This is a genomic window from Pseudomonas sp. BNK-7 (assembly GCF_048072025.1).
Classification (GTDB): domain Bacteria; phylum Pseudomonadota; class Gammaproteobacteria; order Pseudomonadales; family Pseudomonadaceae; genus Aquipseudomonas; species Aquipseudomonas danubii.
In genome coordinates, this window is the sequence record NZ_CP182252.1 from 1,453,533 (window position 1) to 1,470,513 (window position 16,981).

Genomic DNA, 16,981 nt, shown 5'->3' on the forward strand with positions numbered 1-16,981 from the left:
GCGGCACTCTTGGGCACGCCATGGATTCTGGTATCCCGTCATGTTCAAACGTCTTCTCGTGGTTGTCGCCAGCGCTTCTCTGCTCCTTGGCAGCTTGGCCCGCGCCGCTGAAACCGCCGACACCTCCCTGGTGCTGCTGACGGAAAACTTCCCCCCCTACAACATGGCCAGGAACGGCAAGAACTTCGCTCAAGGCGAGAATATCGACGGTATTGCCGTGGATATCGTCCGCGAAATGTTCAAGCGTGCCGGGGTCAATTACAGCCTGACCCTGCGCTTCCCCTGGGAACGCATCTACAAGATGGCCCTGGAGCAACCCGGCTATGGCGTGTTCGTCATGGCGCGCCTGCCGGACCGCGAACGGCTGTTCAAGTGGGTCGGCCCCATCGGTCCGGATGACTGGATCATGCTGGCCAAGGCCGGCAGCAAGATCACCCTCGAATCCCTGGAGCAGGCGCGCAAATACAAGATTGGCGCCTACAAGGGCGATGCCATTGCCGAGACGCTGACCAAGCAGGGCCTGGCACCCCAAGTGGTGCTGCGCGACCAGGACAATGCCAAGAAGCTGTTGGCGGGTCAGATCGACCTCTGGGCCACCGGCGACCCGGCCGGACGTTACCTGGCCAAGCAGGCAGGCATCACCGGTCTCAAGACCGTGCTGCGCTTCAATAGCGCCGAGCTGTACCTGGCCCTGAACAAGGACGTGCCTGATGAGGTGGTGGCCAAGCTTCAGGCTGCCCTGGAGCAGATGCGCAAAGAGGGGATGGTGGAGGAGATCATGGCGCGCTATCTCTAGATCAGCGGCAAGTTGCAAGCGGCAAGCTACAAGTAACAGCAGGTCGGCGGCGCTTTGGCTTGCAGCTTGAGGCTTGCCGCCGCCCTATCTGTACTTGCCGTTCTTGCCATGCCCGGCCATGGCTTCGTTGCTGCGCAGACTGATCATCGACTTGATATCGATCCATTCGATGCCCTGGGCCTTGAGCTTGGGCAGTTCGCGTTCGAGCACGGCCAGGGTCTGGGGATAAGGGTGGCCGATCATCACCGCCGAACCCTGTTTGCGCGCCAGCTTGATCGCCGTCTGCAACTGCTGGGCAATTGCCGCCTCGGTGCGCTCGTCATCCAGGAACACATCCCGGGAAACACTGGCCAGACCGATCTTCTGCGCTTGTGCGGCGGCGACCGTCTGGGCGCTGGTGCGGCTGTCGACGAAGAATTTGTGGCGGCGCTGCAAGTCGGCCATCAGCCAGGCCATGGCCTGGGGCTGGGCGGTCATGCGGCTGCCCATGTGGTTGTTGATGCCGCTGGTGTAGGGCACGGCTTGGAAGGCGGCGTCCAGGCGTTTTTGCAGCTCTTCGATGGGCAGCTCGGGGTGCCAGGCGAAGGGGCCGGTGGCCGGGTCCATGGGCATGTGCAGGATGACGATCTTGCCGGCGCGATGGGCCTCACGGGCGAATTCGGCAGCGTGGGGCGTGTCGGGCATGATCGCCGTGGTGACCGGGCCGGGCAGGGCCAGTACGCGGCGGTCACGGGGCAGGTTCTGGCCGAGGTCGTCGATGATCAGGCTCAGGTAGGCCTTGGGCGCGCTGGCGGTGGGTTCGGCGGCTTGGGTGGTTAGGGGCATGATGCACAGCAGGCTGAGCAGCGGGGCGCGGAGCGAGCGTAACAGGGGTAAGCGGCGGGAAATCATGGGGATATTGATCAGGCCTTCAGGGGGATGGGCGCCCTGGCGGGCGCTTCGCTGGCAAGCCAGCTCCTACGCAAACCGGCTCCTGTACAGGCTGTGTGAAAACTACTGAGTTTGGCAATACTGCGTTAAAAACAGGCTCGGAATGCTCATTTAGGCCCCTAAAGTCGAACGCGACCCCGGCCGTTCCTCGCCTGTTTTTGCCTTGTCTTGCCTTCACTCGCAACGTTTTCACACAGCCTGTGTAGGAGCCGGTTTACCGGCGAAGGGTTCAATCACTTGCCGCGAGTGATGCTCAGCCCTTTGAGCAGGCTCAGGGCCTGGGCCAGTTGGTAGTCGTCATCCTGCGGCATTGGCTTGGCCTTGCTCGACGAGCCGCTCGGCTTGTCGGCACCACCGTTGCCGTTGCCCAGGTGGCCCTGCAGGTCGGCTTCCTTGAAGTACTCGCTGTCCTGGGCTTCGCTGGTGATCTTGGCGCGGCGCACTTCGATGTCCGGAACGATGCCCTGGGCCTGGATCGAGCGGCCGTTGGGGGTGAAGTACAAGGCGGTGGTGATCTTCAGCGCGCGATCGTTGTTCAGCGGCAGCACGGTCTGCACCGAGCCTTTACCGAAGCTGGTGGTGCCCATCAGCACCGCGCGTTTCTGGTCCTGCAAGGCGCCGGCGACGATTTCCGATGCCGAGGCGCTGCCGCCGTTGATCAGCACCACCATCGGCACGGCTTCGCTTTCGTCCTTGCCGGTGGCGGAGAAGCGCAGCTCGGAGTTGGCGATGCGGCCCTTGGTGTAGACGATCAGGCCCTTGGTGATGAAGTGGTCGACCACTTCCACCGCCGCCTGCAGCACGCCGCCCGGGTTGTTGCGCAGGTCGAGGATGATGCCGTTGAGCTTCTTGCCGTTGTCCTTGCGCAGCTTGGCCAGGGCCTTGGAGACTTCCTCGCCGGTCTTGACCTGGAACTGGGTGATGCGGATGTAGCCGTAGCCCGACTCCAGCAACTGGCTCTTCACGCTCTTCACCTGGATGGTGGCGCGGGCCAGGGTCACGTCGAACGGCGTGCCGCCGTCGCGCACCAGGGTCAGGGTGATTTTCTGGCCGATCTTGCCGCGCATCTTGTCCACGGCTTCGGTCATGGTCTGGCCACGGGTCGGCTGGCCGTTGATCTTGACGATCAGGTCGCCGGCCTGAATGCCTGCCTTGGACGCTGGAGTGTCGTCGATGGGCGAGACCACTTTGATGAAGCCGTCTTCGGCGCCGACTTCGATGCCCAGGCCGCCGAATTCGCCACTGGTGCTTTCCTGCAGTTCGGCGAAGTCTTCCGGCCCCAGGTAGGCCGAGTGCGGGTCGAGGTTGCTGAGCATGCCCTTGATGGCATTCTCCAGCAGGGTCTTGTCATCCACGGGTTCGACGTAGGCCGCCTTGATCCGGTCCATGACCTCGGCAAAGGTGCGCAGTTCTTCCAGCGGCAAAGGTGCCTTGGTGGTCGCGGCGGTCGCCGATTGAGCGGTTTCGGCGGCAAACGCCAGAGGCGCTCCGATCACCAGGGCGATCGTCAGGGCCAGCGAGGTAAGGCGGGACAAATGCAGCATGTCGAACGAACTCCTAATTTAGATGCAGCGCTTATCCTTGCGCGTGGCACCACTGTGCCGGGTCGCTGGGGCGGCCCTGCTGACGAATTGCAAAGTACAGCGCAGGAGTGTCCTGTCCGCCACTATTGCCCACTGTGGAGATGGACTCTCCGGCCTTGACCACATCACCGGCTTCTTTGAGCAGTGTCTGGTTATGTCCGTAGAGACTCAGGTAACCGTTGCCATGATCGAGGATCACCAGCAGCCCGGCGCCGCGCAGCCAGTCGGCGAACACTACCCGGCCACCATGTACGGCGTGTACCTGGCTGCCAGCGGCGGCGCTGATCATCACCCCGTCCCACTTGGAACGGGAGTCGTCGCCACGGGTTTCACCAAAGCGTGCCAGCAGTCGACCATCAACTGGCCATGGAAGTTTTCCCCGGGCTGCAGCAAATGCACCGCCGAAGGAAGGGCCGGCGCTGGAAACCAAGGCGCCCGGGCTTGATCTGACGGGCTTGCGCGGGGCATCGCTGGCGTCGGCCTGGGCCTCACGTAAACGCTTTTTTTCGGCTTCCTGCTGGGCGATCAGCGCTTTCTGACGCGCCTCTTCTGCCTCGCGGGCCTGGCGAGCCAGGGTTTCTTCAATGGTTTTCAGGACTTTGGCCAGGTCGGCCTGGTCCTGTTCGCGGGCCTTGAGCTTGTCGTCCCGGGCCTTCACGTCGTTGTTCAGCTTGGCCAGGGCCAGCTGGCGCTCCTTGCGCACTTTGTCGAGTTCTTCACGCTGGCTGTCGAGGCTGCTCTTCTGCACCAGCAACTGGGCCTGTTGCAGGGAAATGTCCTTTTCCACATTGGCCAGCTGACGCAGGGTCTCGTTGAAATTCTTCAGTTGCTCCAGGCGCGCCTGGCTCAGGTAGTCGTAATAGGTCAGGGTGCGGGCGAATTTTTCCGGATTCTGCTGGTTGAGCAGCAGCTTGAGGTATTCCTGGCGCCCGTTCTGGTAGGCCGCGCGGGCCTGGATGGCGATCAGTCGTTGCTGTTCAGTGCGCGCGCTCTGGAGTTTTTTTTTCTCCTCATCGAGTCGCTGCAGCTCGGATTCGCTTTTCTTCAGCTCTTTCTGCAGGGCTTCGACCTGCTTCTCCAGCTTGCCCATCTCGGTCTCGGTGCCGCGCAGTTCTTTCTGCACCCCGGACTTTTCTTCCTGCAGCTTGCCCAGCAGCTTTTTCAGCTCGGCAATGTCCTGACGCGTGGCGTCCAACTGTTGTTGGGTTTGCGCGCGCTCATCGGCAAAAGCCGGTTGGAGCAGGCAGATCAGAGCAAGGGCAATCAGGGCGCGAAGCATAGAGGCGGGCGACACCAGGGAAAGGGACGGTCTAGTATGCCCGCCCATCGCTGCAAAAAAAACGCCTCAAAGCCAACTGCTTTGCGGCGTTCGTCATAAAAAGCCGTTTCCGGGCGGTTATTGGGCCATTTGCTATCAGGGTGCAGGTGATTATTGCCGCAAACCCCGATCAAGCAAGGCCCGTTCGCTGGCGTGGCTGGCGGCTGATCGCCGTTGGCAATCAGCCGTGGGTGAGCGCCTGGCTGGGTTGCCGTGCTGATTGCGCGTCGATTTCCGGCGCCGATTGCGGTGTGAAAGCCTGGCCGTCTTGTCGGGTTCGCAACACCACGATGCCCGGGATGTTCTGCACGTATTCCATGAAGGGTGAATCCATGACCTCACGTTGCCTCTTCTTGGACGATGCATTGCGCAGCACGGGGCCGTTGGCGGTGTTGATGAAGAGCCCGGTATGGGTGACGTCCAGGCCCGCAAGATGGGTGTAGATGCCAATGTAGTCGCCAGTCTGCAGGCGGCTGAGCACCTGCTCGTCAATCGACGTGCTGGGTATGTAGGTAATGTCGCGGTCGACCAGGGGCAGGCCTGGCAGGTACAGGTCCCCGTTGGCCTTTTGGTTGAGGTGTTTAGTCACGGTCACCGCATCCGCGCTCAACTGCGCAGTCAGGTCTTCGGTCAGCGGTTGCCCGGCATGCGCCCAGTCCGTGAAGAAGTGCCGGCGGTCTGCATAGTGCACGCCGTCGCCGGTATAGCGGGTCTGGATGAGGTTCTTGATGAAGCTGTCCTGATCGGTGGATTTTCGCAGGGCCTCGACGTAATCCAGGTAGGTGAAGCAATCCAGGCCCCTGAAGTCGACGACCAGCTTCTCTGCCAGGGTCGCCGAGCCCTGCAACATGTTCGCTGCGTAAGGCGTGTGCATGAACGCCCGTGAAATCTGCTCGCTCAGCTGGCCCGTGCTTTGCGCCCCGGCCTGTTGGCGAACCTTGAGCAGGGCGTGCAGTTTCTCGGCGGTGTAGCTGTCCATTTCTACCGAGGGGCGCTGATCTTCGAACGCAGCCATTTCAGCTGTGTGTTTGTGTTCAACAGGAGCGGGGCTGGCGCAACCTGCAAGAACGGAGGCTAAAAAAAATACAGTGGTCTTGTTCATTCGCTTTCTCCAGATACCGCACAATCGTAACTGATAATTATTACTGTTTGTGCGGCAGTGCTGCGGGTGGTGCTGCCTGGGTGCGCTCATCAGTTGGAGAGGCTGCGAGGCAAAGGCTGCTGCTGATACGCAAACGCCCGATACGGCGTATCGGGCGTTTGTGCAGGAAACAGCCAGCTTCAGTTTCAGGCGTCCAGCAGTATCGACTTGCCGGTCATCTCTTCAGGCTGCGCCAGGCCCAGCAGTTTGAGCATGGTGGGCGCCACGTCCGCCAGGACCCCGCCTTCACGGACTTTCAGCGCACGCTTGCCCACATAGATGAAAGGCACCGGCTCGGTGGTGTGAGCGGTGTGGGCCTGGCCGGTGGACTCGTCGGACATTTGCTCGACGTTGCCGTGGTCGGCGGTGATCAAGGCTTCGCCGCCGACCTTTTCCAGGGCATCGACGATGCGCCCGACACACAGGTCCAGGCATTCCACTGCTTTCACCGCAGCGGCGAACACACCGCTGTGGCCGACCATGTCGCCGTTGGCGTAGTTGACGATGATCACGTCGTAGCGCTGGTGCTCGATGGCATCGACGATCTTGTCGGTGACTTCCGGAGCGCTCATCTCTGGCTGCAGGTCGTAGGTGGCGACTTTCGGCGACGGGATCAGGATGCGTTCTTCACCCGGGAACGGCTCTTCACGGCCGCCGGAGAAGAAGAAGGTCACATGGGCGTATTTTTCGGTTTCGGCGATGCGCAGCTGGGTCTTGCCGTTTTTCGCCAAATAGTCGCCCAGTACGTTTTCCAGGCTGCCCGGAGCGAAGGCCGCCGGCGCGGGGATGCTGGCGGCGTACTGGGTGAGCATGACGAAGCCGGCCAGCTTGGGCTGGCGCGCGCGCTCGAAGTCCTTGAAGTCGTCCTCGACGAAGACCCGGGTCAGCTCGCGAGCCCGGTCGGCGCGGAAGTTCATGAACACCACGGCATCGCCGTCTTCGACCTTGACCGGCTCGCCGATGGTGGTGGCCTTGACGAACTCGTCGCTCTCTTCACGGGCGTAGGCCGCTTGCAGGCCTTCCTGGGCGGTGGCGGCGTTGAACTGCCCCTGGCCGTCGACGATCAGGTTGTAGGCCTGGGCCACGCGGTCCCAGCGATTGTCGCGGTCCATGGCGAAGTAACGGCCGATCAGGCTGGCGATGCGGCCCTTGCCCAGGGTCTTGAAGGTCTCGTCCAGCAGTTCGATGGACGACTGGGCGCTTTTTGGCGGGGTGTCGCGACCATCGAGGAAGGCGTGCAGGTAGATCTTCTCGGCGCCGCGCTTGAAGGCCAGTTCGGCCATGGCGATCAGGTGGTCCTGATGGCTGTGCACGCCGCCGTCCGACAGCAGGCCGAGGATGTGTACGGCCTTGTCGGCGGCCACTGCCTTGTCCACGGCCGCGCAAATGGTCGGATTCTCGAAGAACTCACCGTCACGGATGGCCTTGGTCACCCGGGTGAAGTCCTGATACACCACGCGACCGGCGCCCAGGTTCATGTGGCCGACTTCGGAGTTGCCCATCTGTCCGTCCGGCAGGCCGACGTCCATGCCCGAACCGGAGATCAGGCCGTTGGGCATGCTGGCGCACAAGCGGTCCAGGACTGGCTTCTTGGCCGCATAGACGGCATTGGATTCGTGGCTCTCGCTGTGACCGAAGCCATCCAGAATCATCAGGACCAAAGGTTTAGGCGTGGTAGTCATGGCGTCCACTCGTGGCTGGATAGGGAAGTGTTGAAAAAGGAGGTGTGGAAAAACGGAGTGGCAGTTTAAAGCGAAGTTCCAATGGCGTCACCGCCGGGCGGGGTTTGGCCGACCTTGAGGGCTGTGTATACTGGCCGACATTTTAACGCCCTGGAACCTCCTTAGATGGTTGCTCACCTGATTCAATTCGCCACTGAACACTACTTGCTCGTCGGCGCCTTCGCCATCCTGCTGGCTCTGTTGATCGCTCATGAATTGAGCCGCGGTGGCCGCAGCCTCAGCACCCGTGAACTGACTGCGCTGGTCAACAGCGAGCAGGGCGTAGTGATCGATATCCGTCCGTCCAAGGACTTCGCCGCTGGCCACATCGTCGGCGCGCTGAACATTCCCCAGGACAAGCTGGCCGCCCGCGTCGGCGAGCTGGAGAAGCACAAGGCCAAGACCATCATCCTGGTGGACGCCCAAGGCCAGCACGCCGGCACCCACGCCCGTGAGCTGCTGAAGTCCGGTTTCACCGCGGCCAAACTGTCTGGCGGTGTGTCCAGCTGGAAAGCCGACAACCTGCCATTGGTGAAGTAATGCCCAAGGTCATCGTCTACTCCAGTGATTACTGCCCTTATTGCTCGCGGGCCAAGCATCTGCTCGGGAGCAAAGGCGTAGCCTTCGAAGAGATCAAGGTCGATGGCAAGCCGCAGGTGCGCGCCGATATGGCTCAGAAGGCCGGACGCACGTCCGTACCGCAGATCTGGATCGGTGCCACCCATGTAGGTGGTTGTGATGATTTGTTTGCCCTGGAGCGCGCCGGCAAGCTCGACGCGCTGCTGGCGGCCTGAAATTCCTAACCCTATAGACCCCAAGATCAAGAAGGATCTGAGATGACTGACCAACAGAACACGGCTGCTGCCGAAGACGAAAGCGCACCGCAATTCTCCCTGCAGCGCATCTATGTGCGTGACCTGTCCTTCGAAGCGCCGAAAAGCCCGGCCATCTTCCGCCAGCAGTGGGAGCCAAGCGTCGGCCTGGACCTGAACACCCGTCAGAAAGCTCTGGAAGCCGACTTCCACGAAGTGGTGCTGACCCTGTCCGTGACCGTGAAGAACGGCGACGAAGTGGCCTTCATCGCTGAAGTGCAACAAGCCGGCATCTTCCTGATCAAGAACCTGGACGAGGCTTCCATGAGCCACACCCTGGGTGCCTTCTGCCCGAACATCCTGTTCCCTTACGCTCGCGAAGCGCTGGACAGCCTGGTGACCCGTGGTTCGTTCCCGGCGCTGATGCTGGCTCCGGTGAACTTCGACGCGCTGTACGCCCAGGAACTGCAACGCCTGCAGTCCGCCGGCGAAAACACCGTTCAGTAAGTACGGGTTGCGGTACGAAAAAAGCGCCTGTAACGGCGCTTTTTTCATGCTCGGGCGTCAGCTGTCCAAACCCTGTAACCGCTGCCGCAGGCTGCAATCGACCACGAAGTGGGCGCCGTGATCGCGCCTGCAAGAAGGCCCTTCGGGCCTTGTCGCAGCCTGCGGCAGCGGCTACAGAGAATGGTTACTTGAAGCCCAGTTGCCGCCAGCCTTCATAGACGGCCACGGCTACGGTGTTGGACAGGTTCAGGCTGCGGCAGCCTTCGCGCATGGGCAAGCGCAGGCGTTGTTCGCCGGGCAGGGCGTCCAGTACGTCCGCCGGCAGGCCACGGCTTTCCGGGCCGAACAGGAAGGCGTCGCCTTCCTTGAAGCTGGCGTCATGGAAGGGCCGCGAGCCCTTGGTGGTGAAGGCGAACAGGCGCGGATGGCCGAGGCTTTCCAGGCAACTGGCCAGGTCGGCGTGGCGTTGCAAGGTGGCGTATTCGTGATAGTCGAGGCCGGCACGGCGCAGGCGCTTGTCGTCCATTTCGAAACCCAGCGGCTCGATCAAATGCAGGTGGCAGCCGCTGTTGGCGCATAGCCTGATAACGTTGCCGGTATTCGGTGGTATTTCTGGTTGGAAGAGGATGACGTGAAACATGCACGGCTCCGAAGAGAAAGACAGGCTGCATTCTACGCCTGAAGAAGACCCGCGACCGAAGCTAATGCCGAAGGTATTCGGCTCCCTGGCGATTGTCGGGGTGATGGTGGGGCTGATGATTGGCCGCCTGACCCAACCCGATCCTGTGGAGTTGCAGCAGGTCGAGGTGGCCGCTGATGGCCTGGTGCTGTGGTTCAACCATGAGCCCAAGGTTCACGGCGAACATATCGACGGCGCCGTGGCGTTGCTGTTCGACGCCCAGGGGCGCGGGCAGAACGGTCAGCTACAGGTCAATCAGAAGAATGTGAACTGGCGGGTGCGCCTGGCGGACCGGGGCTTGCTGCTGAATCTGGTGGCCGCCCGGCCGCTGCGGGGCGATTGGGCGGGTAGCGAGGTGGAGGGGCGCTGGCGCCTGGCGATCCACCTGCGGGAGGAATAAAAGAGGGAAACCCCGGCCTGCCTGTACCAAGGCCCCCAAAAGCGGGAGGGGCTGATCGCCTTGGGGGCGATGAGTCCCGGTGTAAAGAAGGGGATTCCCGGCCTGCCTGTACCAGGGTCCCCGAAAGGGTTGTGGGCGCGTCGCTCAAAGCGTGATGAGCCCGGTGTTAAAGAGGGAAGCCCCGGCCTGCCTGTACCGAGGTTCCCGAAACCTTGGGCTCGTCGCGATGCGCGTGATGAGCCCGGTGCTAAAGAGGGAATTCCCGGCCTGCCTGTACCGAGGTTCCCGAAAGCGTGGCCCGTCGCTGTGAGCGTGATGGGCCGGGTATTAAAGAGGGGAATCCCCGGCCTGCCTGTACCAAGGTCCCCTAAACTGGGTAGTGATGGGGTTATTGCAGGGGGCGTGCCAACTCTGGCTAGTGCTGCATGAATTGCCTGGACAAAAAGCCGAAAGCCCCGGAATCCGGGGCTTTTGCGTTTTCGAAGGGATAATTTTCAGATTTGAAGGCCAGGCCTTGAATGATGGCGCTGTGCTCGATTGCGGTTCATCGCGCCTTCGGGCAGTGCATGCACCCCATCCTGGTGCACGCACATCCTCGTTGTTGGGGGGAGGGCTCAGCCTTCCTCGCTTTCGTCCTCGTCGCCTCCGTCCACCTTCATCCCCAACTCCTTGATCTTGCGGGTCAGGGTGTTGCGGCCCCAGCCCAGCAGCACGGCGGCGTCGCGGCGGCGGCCGGCGGTGTGCTTGAGGGCGGTTTCGATCATGATCCGCTCGAAACTCGGCACCGCGCTGTCCAAAAGGCTCGACTGGCCGCGGGCCAGGGCCTGATCGGCCCACTGGCGCAGGGCCTGTTCCCAGTTGGTCACCGGCGCCGAATCCTGGGGCAGGCTCAACAGCTCCGGCGGCAGGTCGCTGATGTGCACCTCGCGCCCCGACGCCATGACAGTGATCCAGCGGCAGGTGTTCTCCAGCTGGCGCACGTTGCCCGGCCACGGCAGGTTCTTCAGGTATTCCTCGGTTTCGTTCTTCAGCAGCTTGGGTTCCACCGCCAGTTCCTGGGCGGCGCGGCTGAGGAAGTGCTTGGCCAGGGTCGGGATGTCTTCGCGACGGTCCGACAGGCGCGGAATATGGATGCGGATCACGTTGAGGCGGTGGAACAGGTCCTCACGAAACTTGCCGGCGTGCACCAGGGTTTCCAGGTTCTGGTGGGTGGCGGCGATGATCCGTACATCGACCTTGACCGGCGTGTGGCCACCGACCCGGTAGAACTCGCCATCGGCCAGAACCCGCAGCAGACGAGTCTGGGTGTCGGCCGGCATATCGCCGATTTCGTCGAGGAACAGGGTGCCGCCATCGGCTTGCTCGAAACGTCCACGGCGCAGGTTGGCAGCGCCGGTGAAGGCGCCTTTTTCATGGCCGAACAGCTCGGACTCCATCAGGTCCTTAGGGATAGCCGCCATGTTCAGGGCGATGAACGGCGAAGCCGCCCGCGGGCTGTGACGATGCAGGGCGTGGGCCACCAGTTCCTTGCCGGTGCCGGACTCGCCGTTGATCAACACCGTGATGTTGGAGTGACTCAGGCGCCCGATGGCGCGGAACACCTCCTGCATCGCCGGCGCTTCGCCGATGATCTCCGGGGTGCGGGCCAGGGTCGGGGCCACTTCCAGGCCCTGCTGCTCCTGGGCATGCTGGTTGGCGCGCTTGACCAGGGACACCGCCTCATCCACGTCAAACGGCTTGGGCAGGTACTCGAAGGCCCCGCCCTGGTAGGAGGCGACAGCGCTGTCCAGGTCCGAATGCGCGGTCATGATGATCACCGGCAGGCGCGGGTGCAGCTCGCGAATCCGCGCCAGCAGGTCGAGGCCGCTGGCACCGGGCATACGGATGTCGGAGATGATCACGTCTGGCTGCTGGCGTGCCAGGCGACTCATCACCCCGTCGGCGCTGTCGAAGCTCTGGGTGGTCATGCCTTCTTGTTGCAAGGCTTTCTCCAGGACCCAACGGATAGAACGGTCGTCATCGACGATCCACACGGTTTCACTACGGCTCATGTCGATGGGCTCCTTGTTCCAGAGGCAGAAAGATCGAGAAGGTGGTGTGGCCGGGATGGCTGTCACATTCGATCAGGCCCTGGTGCTGGCTGATGATGTTCTGGGTAATGGCCAGGCCCAGCCCGGTGCCGTCCGGGCGGCCGCTGACCATAGGGAAGAAGAGGGTGTCCTGCAGCTCGGCAGGGATGCCCGGGCCGTTGTCGATGATCTCGATCTTGGTCACCAGGCGATGGCGCACATGGCCGATGGTGAACTGGCGCATGGTGCGGCTGCGCAGGGTGATGCGCCCCAGGCGCATTTCGTTCTGGCTGCTGATGGCTTGCATGGCGTTGCGCACGATGTTGAGCACCGCCTGGATCATCTGCTCGCGGTCGATCAAGACGTCGGGAATGCTCGGGTCGTAATCGCGTACCAGGGTGATGCAGCCCTGGCTTTCGGCTTCCACCAGGCTGCTGACCCGCTCCAGCACTTCATGGATGTTGGTCAGCGCCAGGGACGGCAGCTTGTTCGAGCCCAGCATGCGGTCCACCAGGTTCCGCAGGCGGTCGGCCTCTTCGATGATGACGTTGGTGTAGTCCTTGAGGCTTTCCTCGGGCAGCTCCCGGGCCAGCAATTGTGCGGCGCCGCGAATCCCTCCCAAGGGGTTCTTGATCTCGTGGGCCAGGCCGCGCACCAGCATCTTGCTGGTTTCCTGCTTGGACAGCTGGGCCTCTTCCTTGGTGATGCGCAGCAGCCGGTCGCGGGGGTGGACCTCCAGCAGCAGCAAGGTATCGCCATTGCTGAGGATCGGCGTCACCGCGTAGTCGACGGTCAGGGTCTGGCCAGTCAGGGCGGTGAGCATGGCCTCGCGCTTGGTGAAGGGGTGCGCCTGTTCCACCGCCTGGCGCAGGGAGCTCAGGGCCTCGGCGGATTCGGTGAACAGCTCGCTGATGAATTGCCCATGGCTGCGCTGGCCGCTGATGGCCAGGAGCATCTCCGCCGCCGGGTTCATGTACTCAAGGCGCAGGTCGGCGTTGAGCAGGATGGTGGCGGTGGTCAGGTTGTCCAGAAGCAGACGGTGCAGTGGGTCGCTGATGGTCATGGGTAAGTGGTGACCTCTTTTGAAGCAAGACAATCCGGGGCCGGTCCCGAATTGCGCGCGCGGGTAAGGCGCTGATGTGGAGAAAATGCAAAAACCAAACCAAGGCTCCGAAAAGAAGCGTCCAAGCCCTGAAACAGCCGTTTGAAGCTCGATTGCGTGGCGCTTTGCCAGCCCAGGCGGGTATTTTCGAACCAAAATGGGCTGTGAATGGTCTCCGGGTGCAACCTGTTGCACCAATATAGTGCATGAATCTGCATGGTGCTTGCGTGGTGCTCGACGGTGTGGGAATCAACGCCCGTTTTTCAGCGGTCGCTGTCAGGGAGCGGGTTTAAAGTGCTCGAACCCCATGCTTCAAGGTTTAGGATGCGGCCATGGAAAACGTCCCTCTGCTGTTCCAGCTCCCCGATGACGACACCCTTTACCAGGCCCTTCTGGATCGCGACCCGGCCTATGAAGGCTTTGCCTTTGTCGGGGTGAAAAGTACCGGTGTGTTCTGTCGCCTGACCTGTGCCGCGCGCAAGCCCAAGCGTGAGAACACGGTGTTTTTCAGCTCCATCAAGGGCTGCGTCGAAGCGGGATTCCGCGCCTGTCTGCGTTGTCGCCCCCTGGAGCGGGCCGGAGTGCAGGAGCCCTGGGTGCAAACCCTGCTGGATCAGTTGCAAAGCGATCCCGAACGCCGCTGGTACGAAGACGACCTGAGCGGCCAGGGCCTGGACCCGTCCACCGTGCGTCGCGCGTTCAAGCGCTACTTTGGGGTGACCTTCCTGGAAATGGCCCGCCTGCGACGCATGGGCCAAGGCATGCAGCAGCTGTCCTGTGGTGAGTCGGTGATCGAGGCGCAGATCAGCGCCGGCTTTGACTCCGATAGTGGCTTTCGCCGTGCCTTTGCCCGCCTGGCCGGCCAGCCGCCGTCGAACCTGCGGGGGCGCGAGCTGCTCAAGGTGGACTGGCTGCAGACCCCCATCGGCGTGATGCTGGCGGTGGCTGACGCCCAGGTCCTGCATCTGCTGGAGTTTTTCGATCGTCCGGCCCTGGCCAATGAGCTGCAAAACCTGCAAAAGAGCAGCGGCTCCAGCATAGGGTTCGGACGTTTCGCCCCTATCGATCAAATCGAGGCCGAGTTGCAGCGTTACTTTGCCGGAGAAGCCGACGGTTTCCACACCCCCCTGGCGATGAACGCCTCGCCCTTTACCCGAACGGTGTGGCAGGCCTTGCGCGCCATCCCTCTGGGCAGTACCTGCAGTTATGCCGAAGTGGCGAGCCGGATCGGCTCGCCGTCAGCGGTGCGTGCCGTGGCCCGGGCCAACGGCGCCAATCAGATCGCCATCGTCATCGCCTGTCACCGGGTCATTGGTAGCGATGGCGCGCTGACCGGCTACGGCGGCGGACTGTGGCGCAAGCGCTGGCTGCTGGAGCACGAGCGCCGCATGGCAAGCCCCGGGGCGATTCAGTGAGCGGGCTGTAGAGGCTTGCCTGAAGTTCCCGGGCGGGTTTGCGCAAGGTTATCCACAGGCCCTTGCGGCGGTTTTTGGTTCTCTGTCTGGCGCGCCAGTTCATCGGCATCCGCCTGCTCCGCTGTGGACAACTCGGCAGCGTTGTGACCGATGCGCTTGAGCAGCGTCAGCATGCACAGCAGCGAAACCAGGGCGTAGCAGGCCGAGGCGATGGCCACGCCGATGATGCTGCCGGTGCCATTGAGGATGCTTTGCGCCAGCACCGGGGTGGCGCCGCCCACCAGCAGTGAACACAGCTGATAGGAAATCGACAGCCCGCTGTAGCGCACCCGGGTTGGAAAGGCCCGGGCCAGGATACCGCCCACCGCGCCATAGAACATCGAATGCGGCACCGTGGCCAGGCACATGCCGAGCACGGCGATCCAGTAGCTGCCGGTTTCCACGGCGAAGAACATCGCCGGCATCAGCAGCAACTCCGGCACCACCATCAGCACCATGGCCTTGCGCATGTCGATGCGTGACACCAGCACCGCCCCCAGGGGCTGGGTGATGAACTGCACCACCAGGGCAATGACGATCACGCTGAGAAAACTGCTCTGGGTGTAGCCCAGCTCCCTGGTGGCCCAGGACAGGGCAAAGGTGCTCTTGAAGTAGGTGACGTGGATGATCGGCAGCACCCCGGCGCCCAGCAGCACCAGGCGCCAGTGGCTGCGCAGCACTTCGAGAATCGGCAGCTTGACGGTCTTCTTCTGCGCGATCAGGCGCTGCATGTCATCGGATTCTTCAAGCTTGAGGCGAATGACCATGCCGACGATCACCAGCAGCGCCGAGAGCAGGAATGGAATGCGCCAGCCCCAGAGCAGGAAGTCCGGCGCGGGCAGGGCGCTGAGGCCGAAGAACACCAGGGTTGCCAGCAGGTTGCCAGCCGGTGAGCCCTGCTGGGCAAAGGCGGCATAGAGAATGCCCTTGCCCTTGGGCGCACTCTCGCTGGCGATCAGGATCGCCCCGCCCCATTCGCCGCCCACCGCGATGCCCTGGATGATGCGCAAGGTCACCAGGGCAATCGGCGCCCAGATGCCGATCTGCAGGTAGCTGGGTAGCAGGCCGATGCAGGTGGTGGCCACGCCCATCATGATCAGGGTGATCACCAGGGTGGTCTTGCGGCCGATCTTGTCGCCCATGTGGCCGAAGATGATGCCGCCGATGGGGCGTGCGACAAAACCGGCCCACAGGGTCAGGAAGGACAACAGGGTAGCGGTGCCCGGGGGCAGGTCGGCGGGGAAGAAGACTTTGCCGAACACCAGGGCGGCGGCGATTCCGTAGGCGTAGAAGTCATACCACTCGATGGTGGTGCCGATGAACGAGGCGATGCCCGCCTTGCGGGCTTTCTTGTGGGCGGCAGCTTCCAGGGCGGCGGTCATGTGCAACTCCTGCTTGTTATTGTTATGGGCACCCGTGCAGGGCGCGTGGGCTTCATGCAAGACCCGACCGCTGGGAGCCTATACAGGCAGGAATCGAAAAATATAATGATTAAATCTTATGGTTTGATACGTGATTTCGTATCGCCGCGCCCTGCTCAGGCCCCTGTGGCGGCTGCTTGCAGCAGGGATCTGAACAGGGCGAGGAAACTGTCGGCGGCGGCCGAAGGTTTGTCCGCCCGATGGATCGCCATAATCTCCGAAGGCGCCCCCCGGCCTTCGATTTCGCAGTAACTCACCCCCGGCTGGCCGAGCAGTGCCAGGGTCTGGGGCACCAGCGCCACCCCCATCTCATGGGCCACCATCGCCACCACGGTTTGCCAGAGCCGAGTCTCGTGACGAATGCGCGGACTGAATCCGGCGGCCACGCAGCGGGCGATGATCAGGTCGTGGTAGTGGGGCGAGACCTCCCGTGGAAACAGGATGAAATCATCATGGGCCAATTGCCTCAGGTCGACCTGCGCCTGCCCGGCCAGTCGGTGGCCCTGGGGCAGGCAGCAGAGAAAGGGTTCGGCCAGCAGTATCTCGCTGTGGATACCGGCGGCGAAGGTGCCACCGTGGACGAAACCGATATCGATCTGGCCCCGCTGCAGGGCCTGGGCCTGGGCGGCGCTGTTCATTTCCATCAGCACGATCTCGGTGTCCGGATGATCACGCTCGAAGGCCTTGACCGCCTGGGGCAGGCCGCGGTGCAGGATCGAGTTGACGAAACCCACGCTCAGGCGCCCGGCAAAACCTTCGGCCGAGCGCTGGGTCAGGCGTCGTGCCTGGTCGGCCCGCAGCAGCAGGTAGCGCGCCTCGCCCAGCAGCACCTGGCCGGCGTTGGTCAGGCTCACGGACTTGTTGTTGCGGTTGAGCAACTGGATATCCAGTTGCCCTTCAAGCTTCTTGATGTCGAAACTCAGCGCCGGTTGCGAAATGCACAGACGCTCCGCAGCGCGCCCGAAGTGCAGCTCCTCGGCCACGGCGACGAAGTAACGCAGTTGTTTGAGGTCCATGAGTAGCCTGCCTTCTACGATCTGGTTTTCTT

Annotated in this window: 16 protein-coding genes; 6 read left to right on the forward strand and 10 right to left on the reverse strand. The window is 62.6% G+C overall.

All coding sequences use genetic code 11. From position 1 onward, the window contains the following. The first annotated feature begins 40 nt into the window (after positions 1 to 40). On the forward strand, positions 41 to 796 hold the full coding sequence (locus ACMGF8_RS06825; RefSeq protein ID WP_207815529.1) for a substrate-binding periplasmic protein: 756 nt from the start codon (positions 41 to 43) through the stop codon (positions 794 to 796). Between the two features lie 84 nt (positions 797 to 880). Here ACMGF8_RS06825 and ACMGF8_RS06830 read toward each other — a convergent pair whose 3' ends face one another. From ACMGF8_RS06830 to gpmI, 5 genes are all read right to left on the reverse strand, one after another. Continuing rightward, positions 881 to 1,687: a divergent polysaccharide deacetylase family protein gene (locus tag ACMGF8_RS06830; protein WP_102862735.1), complete on the reverse strand. Its 807-nt coding sequence runs from the start codon at positions 1,685 to 1,687 to the stop codon at positions 881 to 883. A gap of 272 nt (positions 1,688 to 1,959) precedes the next feature. Further along, complete coding sequence (locus ACMGF8_RS06835) at positions 1,960 to 3,270, reverse strand: S41 family peptidase (protein WP_102862736.1); 1,311 nt, start codon at positions 3,268 to 3,270, stop codon at positions 1,960 to 1,962. 31 nt (positions 3,271 to 3,301) lie between these two features. Further along, positions 3,302 to 4,588 (reverse strand): murein hydrolase activator EnvC family protein, encoded by a 1,287-nt coding sequence (locus ACMGF8_RS06840; RefSeq protein WP_102862737.1) that lies wholly within the window; start codon positions 4,586 to 4,588, stop codon positions 3,302 to 3,304. Positions 4,589 to 4,808: 220 nt separating this feature from the next. Next, on the reverse strand, positions 4,809 to 5,729 hold the full coding sequence (locus ACMGF8_RS06845; RefSeq protein WP_207166940.1) for a DUF1460 domain-containing protein: 921 nt from the start codon (positions 5,727 to 5,729) through the stop codon (positions 4,809 to 4,811). Between the two features lie 185 nt (positions 5,730 to 5,914). Next, positions 5,915 to 7,450 (reverse strand): 2,3-bisphosphoglycerate-independent phosphoglycerate mutase, encoded by a 1,536-nt coding sequence (gene gpmI, locus ACMGF8_RS06850; protein WP_102862739.1) that lies wholly within the window; start codon positions 7,448 to 7,450, stop codon positions 5,915 to 5,917. Positions 7,451 to 7,615: 165 nt separating this feature from the next. Here gpmI and ACMGF8_RS06855 point away from each other — a divergent pair, with 165 nt between their 5' ends. From ACMGF8_RS06855 to secB, 3 genes are read left to right on the forward strand one after another with little or no spacing between them, the layout of a single operon-like run. Beyond that, the gene (locus ACMGF8_RS06855; protein WP_102862740.1) at positions 7,616 to 8,029 is read left to right on the forward strand and encodes a rhodanese-like domain-containing protein; all 414 of its coding nucleotides are present in this window, start codon (positions 7,616 to 7,618) and stop codon (positions 8,027 to 8,029) included. Further along, the gene (gene grxC, locus ACMGF8_RS06860) at positions 8,029 to 8,283 is read left to right on the forward strand and encodes a glutaredoxin 3 (RefSeq protein WP_102882126.1); all 255 of its coding nucleotides are present in this window, start codon (positions 8,029 to 8,031) and stop codon (positions 8,281 to 8,283) included. Before ACMGF8_RS06855 ends, grxC begins: the two co-directional genes overlap by 1 nt. 42 nt (positions 8,284 to 8,325) lie before the next feature. Then, on the forward strand, positions 8,326 to 8,808 hold the full coding sequence (gene secB / locus ACMGF8_RS06865) for a protein-export chaperone SecB (RefSeq protein ID WP_016963308.1): 483 nt from the start codon (positions 8,326 to 8,328) through the stop codon (positions 8,806 to 8,808). A 184-nt stretch (positions 8,809 to 8,992) separates the two neighbouring features. On the opposite strand, the gene trmL is transcribed toward secB, so the two are convergent. Beyond that, positions 8,993 to 9,448, reverse strand: a complete 456-nt coding sequence (gene trmL / locus ACMGF8_RS06870; RefSeq protein WP_016963309.1) for a tRNA (uridine(34)/cytosine(34)/5-carboxymethylaminomethyluridine(34)-2'-O)-methyltransferase TrmL — start codon at positions 9,446 to 9,448, stop codon at positions 8,993 to 8,995. On the opposite strand from trmL, the gene ACMGF8_RS06875 reads away from it, so the two are divergent. After that, on the forward strand, positions 9,447 to 9,887 hold the full coding sequence (locus ACMGF8_RS06875; protein WP_102862742.1) for a hypothetical protein: 441 nt from the start codon (positions 9,447 to 9,449) through the stop codon (positions 9,885 to 9,887). The two genes, trmL and ACMGF8_RS06875, sit on opposite strands and share 2 nt — an antisense overlap. Positions 9,888 to 10,501: 614 nt before the next feature. Here ACMGF8_RS06875 and ntrC read toward each other — a convergent pair. Beyond that, complete coding sequence (ntrC, locus tag ACMGF8_RS06880; RefSeq protein WP_016963311.1) at positions 10,502 to 11,938, reverse strand: nitrogen regulation protein NR(I); 1,437 nt, start codon at positions 11,936 to 11,938, stop codon at positions 10,502 to 10,504. Then, positions 11,928 to 13,019 carry a nitrogen regulation protein NR(II) gene (gene glnL / locus ACMGF8_RS06885; protein ID WP_102862743.1) on the reverse strand — a complete coding sequence of 364 codons (1,092 nt, stop codon included), beginning with the start codon at positions 13,017 to 13,019 and terminating at the stop codon, positions 11,928 to 11,930. Before glnL ends, ntrC begins: the two co-directional genes overlap by 11 nt. Before the next feature lie 371 nt (positions 13,020 to 13,390). On the opposite strand from glnL, the gene ACMGF8_RS06890 reads away from it, so the two are divergent. Then, complete coding sequence (locus tag ACMGF8_RS06890) at positions 13,391 to 14,473, forward strand: bifunctional transcriptional activator/DNA repair enzyme AdaA (protein ID WP_416759099.1); 1,083 nt, start codon at positions 13,391 to 13,393, stop codon at positions 14,471 to 14,473. Here ACMGF8_RS06890 and ACMGF8_RS06895 read toward each other — a convergent pair. Further along, a complete protein-coding gene (locus tag ACMGF8_RS06895; RefSeq protein WP_416759101.1) occupies positions 14,467 to 15,894 on the reverse strand; it encodes an MFS transporter in 1,428 nt (475 codons plus the stop codon). The genes ACMGF8_RS06890 and ACMGF8_RS06895 overlap by 7 nt on opposite strands. A 155-nt stretch (positions 15,895 to 16,049) precedes the next feature. After that, on the reverse strand, positions 16,050 to 16,949 hold the full coding sequence (locus ACMGF8_RS06900) for a LysR family transcriptional regulator (RefSeq protein WP_115581423.1): 900 nt from the start codon (positions 16,947 to 16,949) through the stop codon (positions 16,050 to 16,052). Positions 16,950 to 16,981 lie beyond the last annotated feature (32 nt).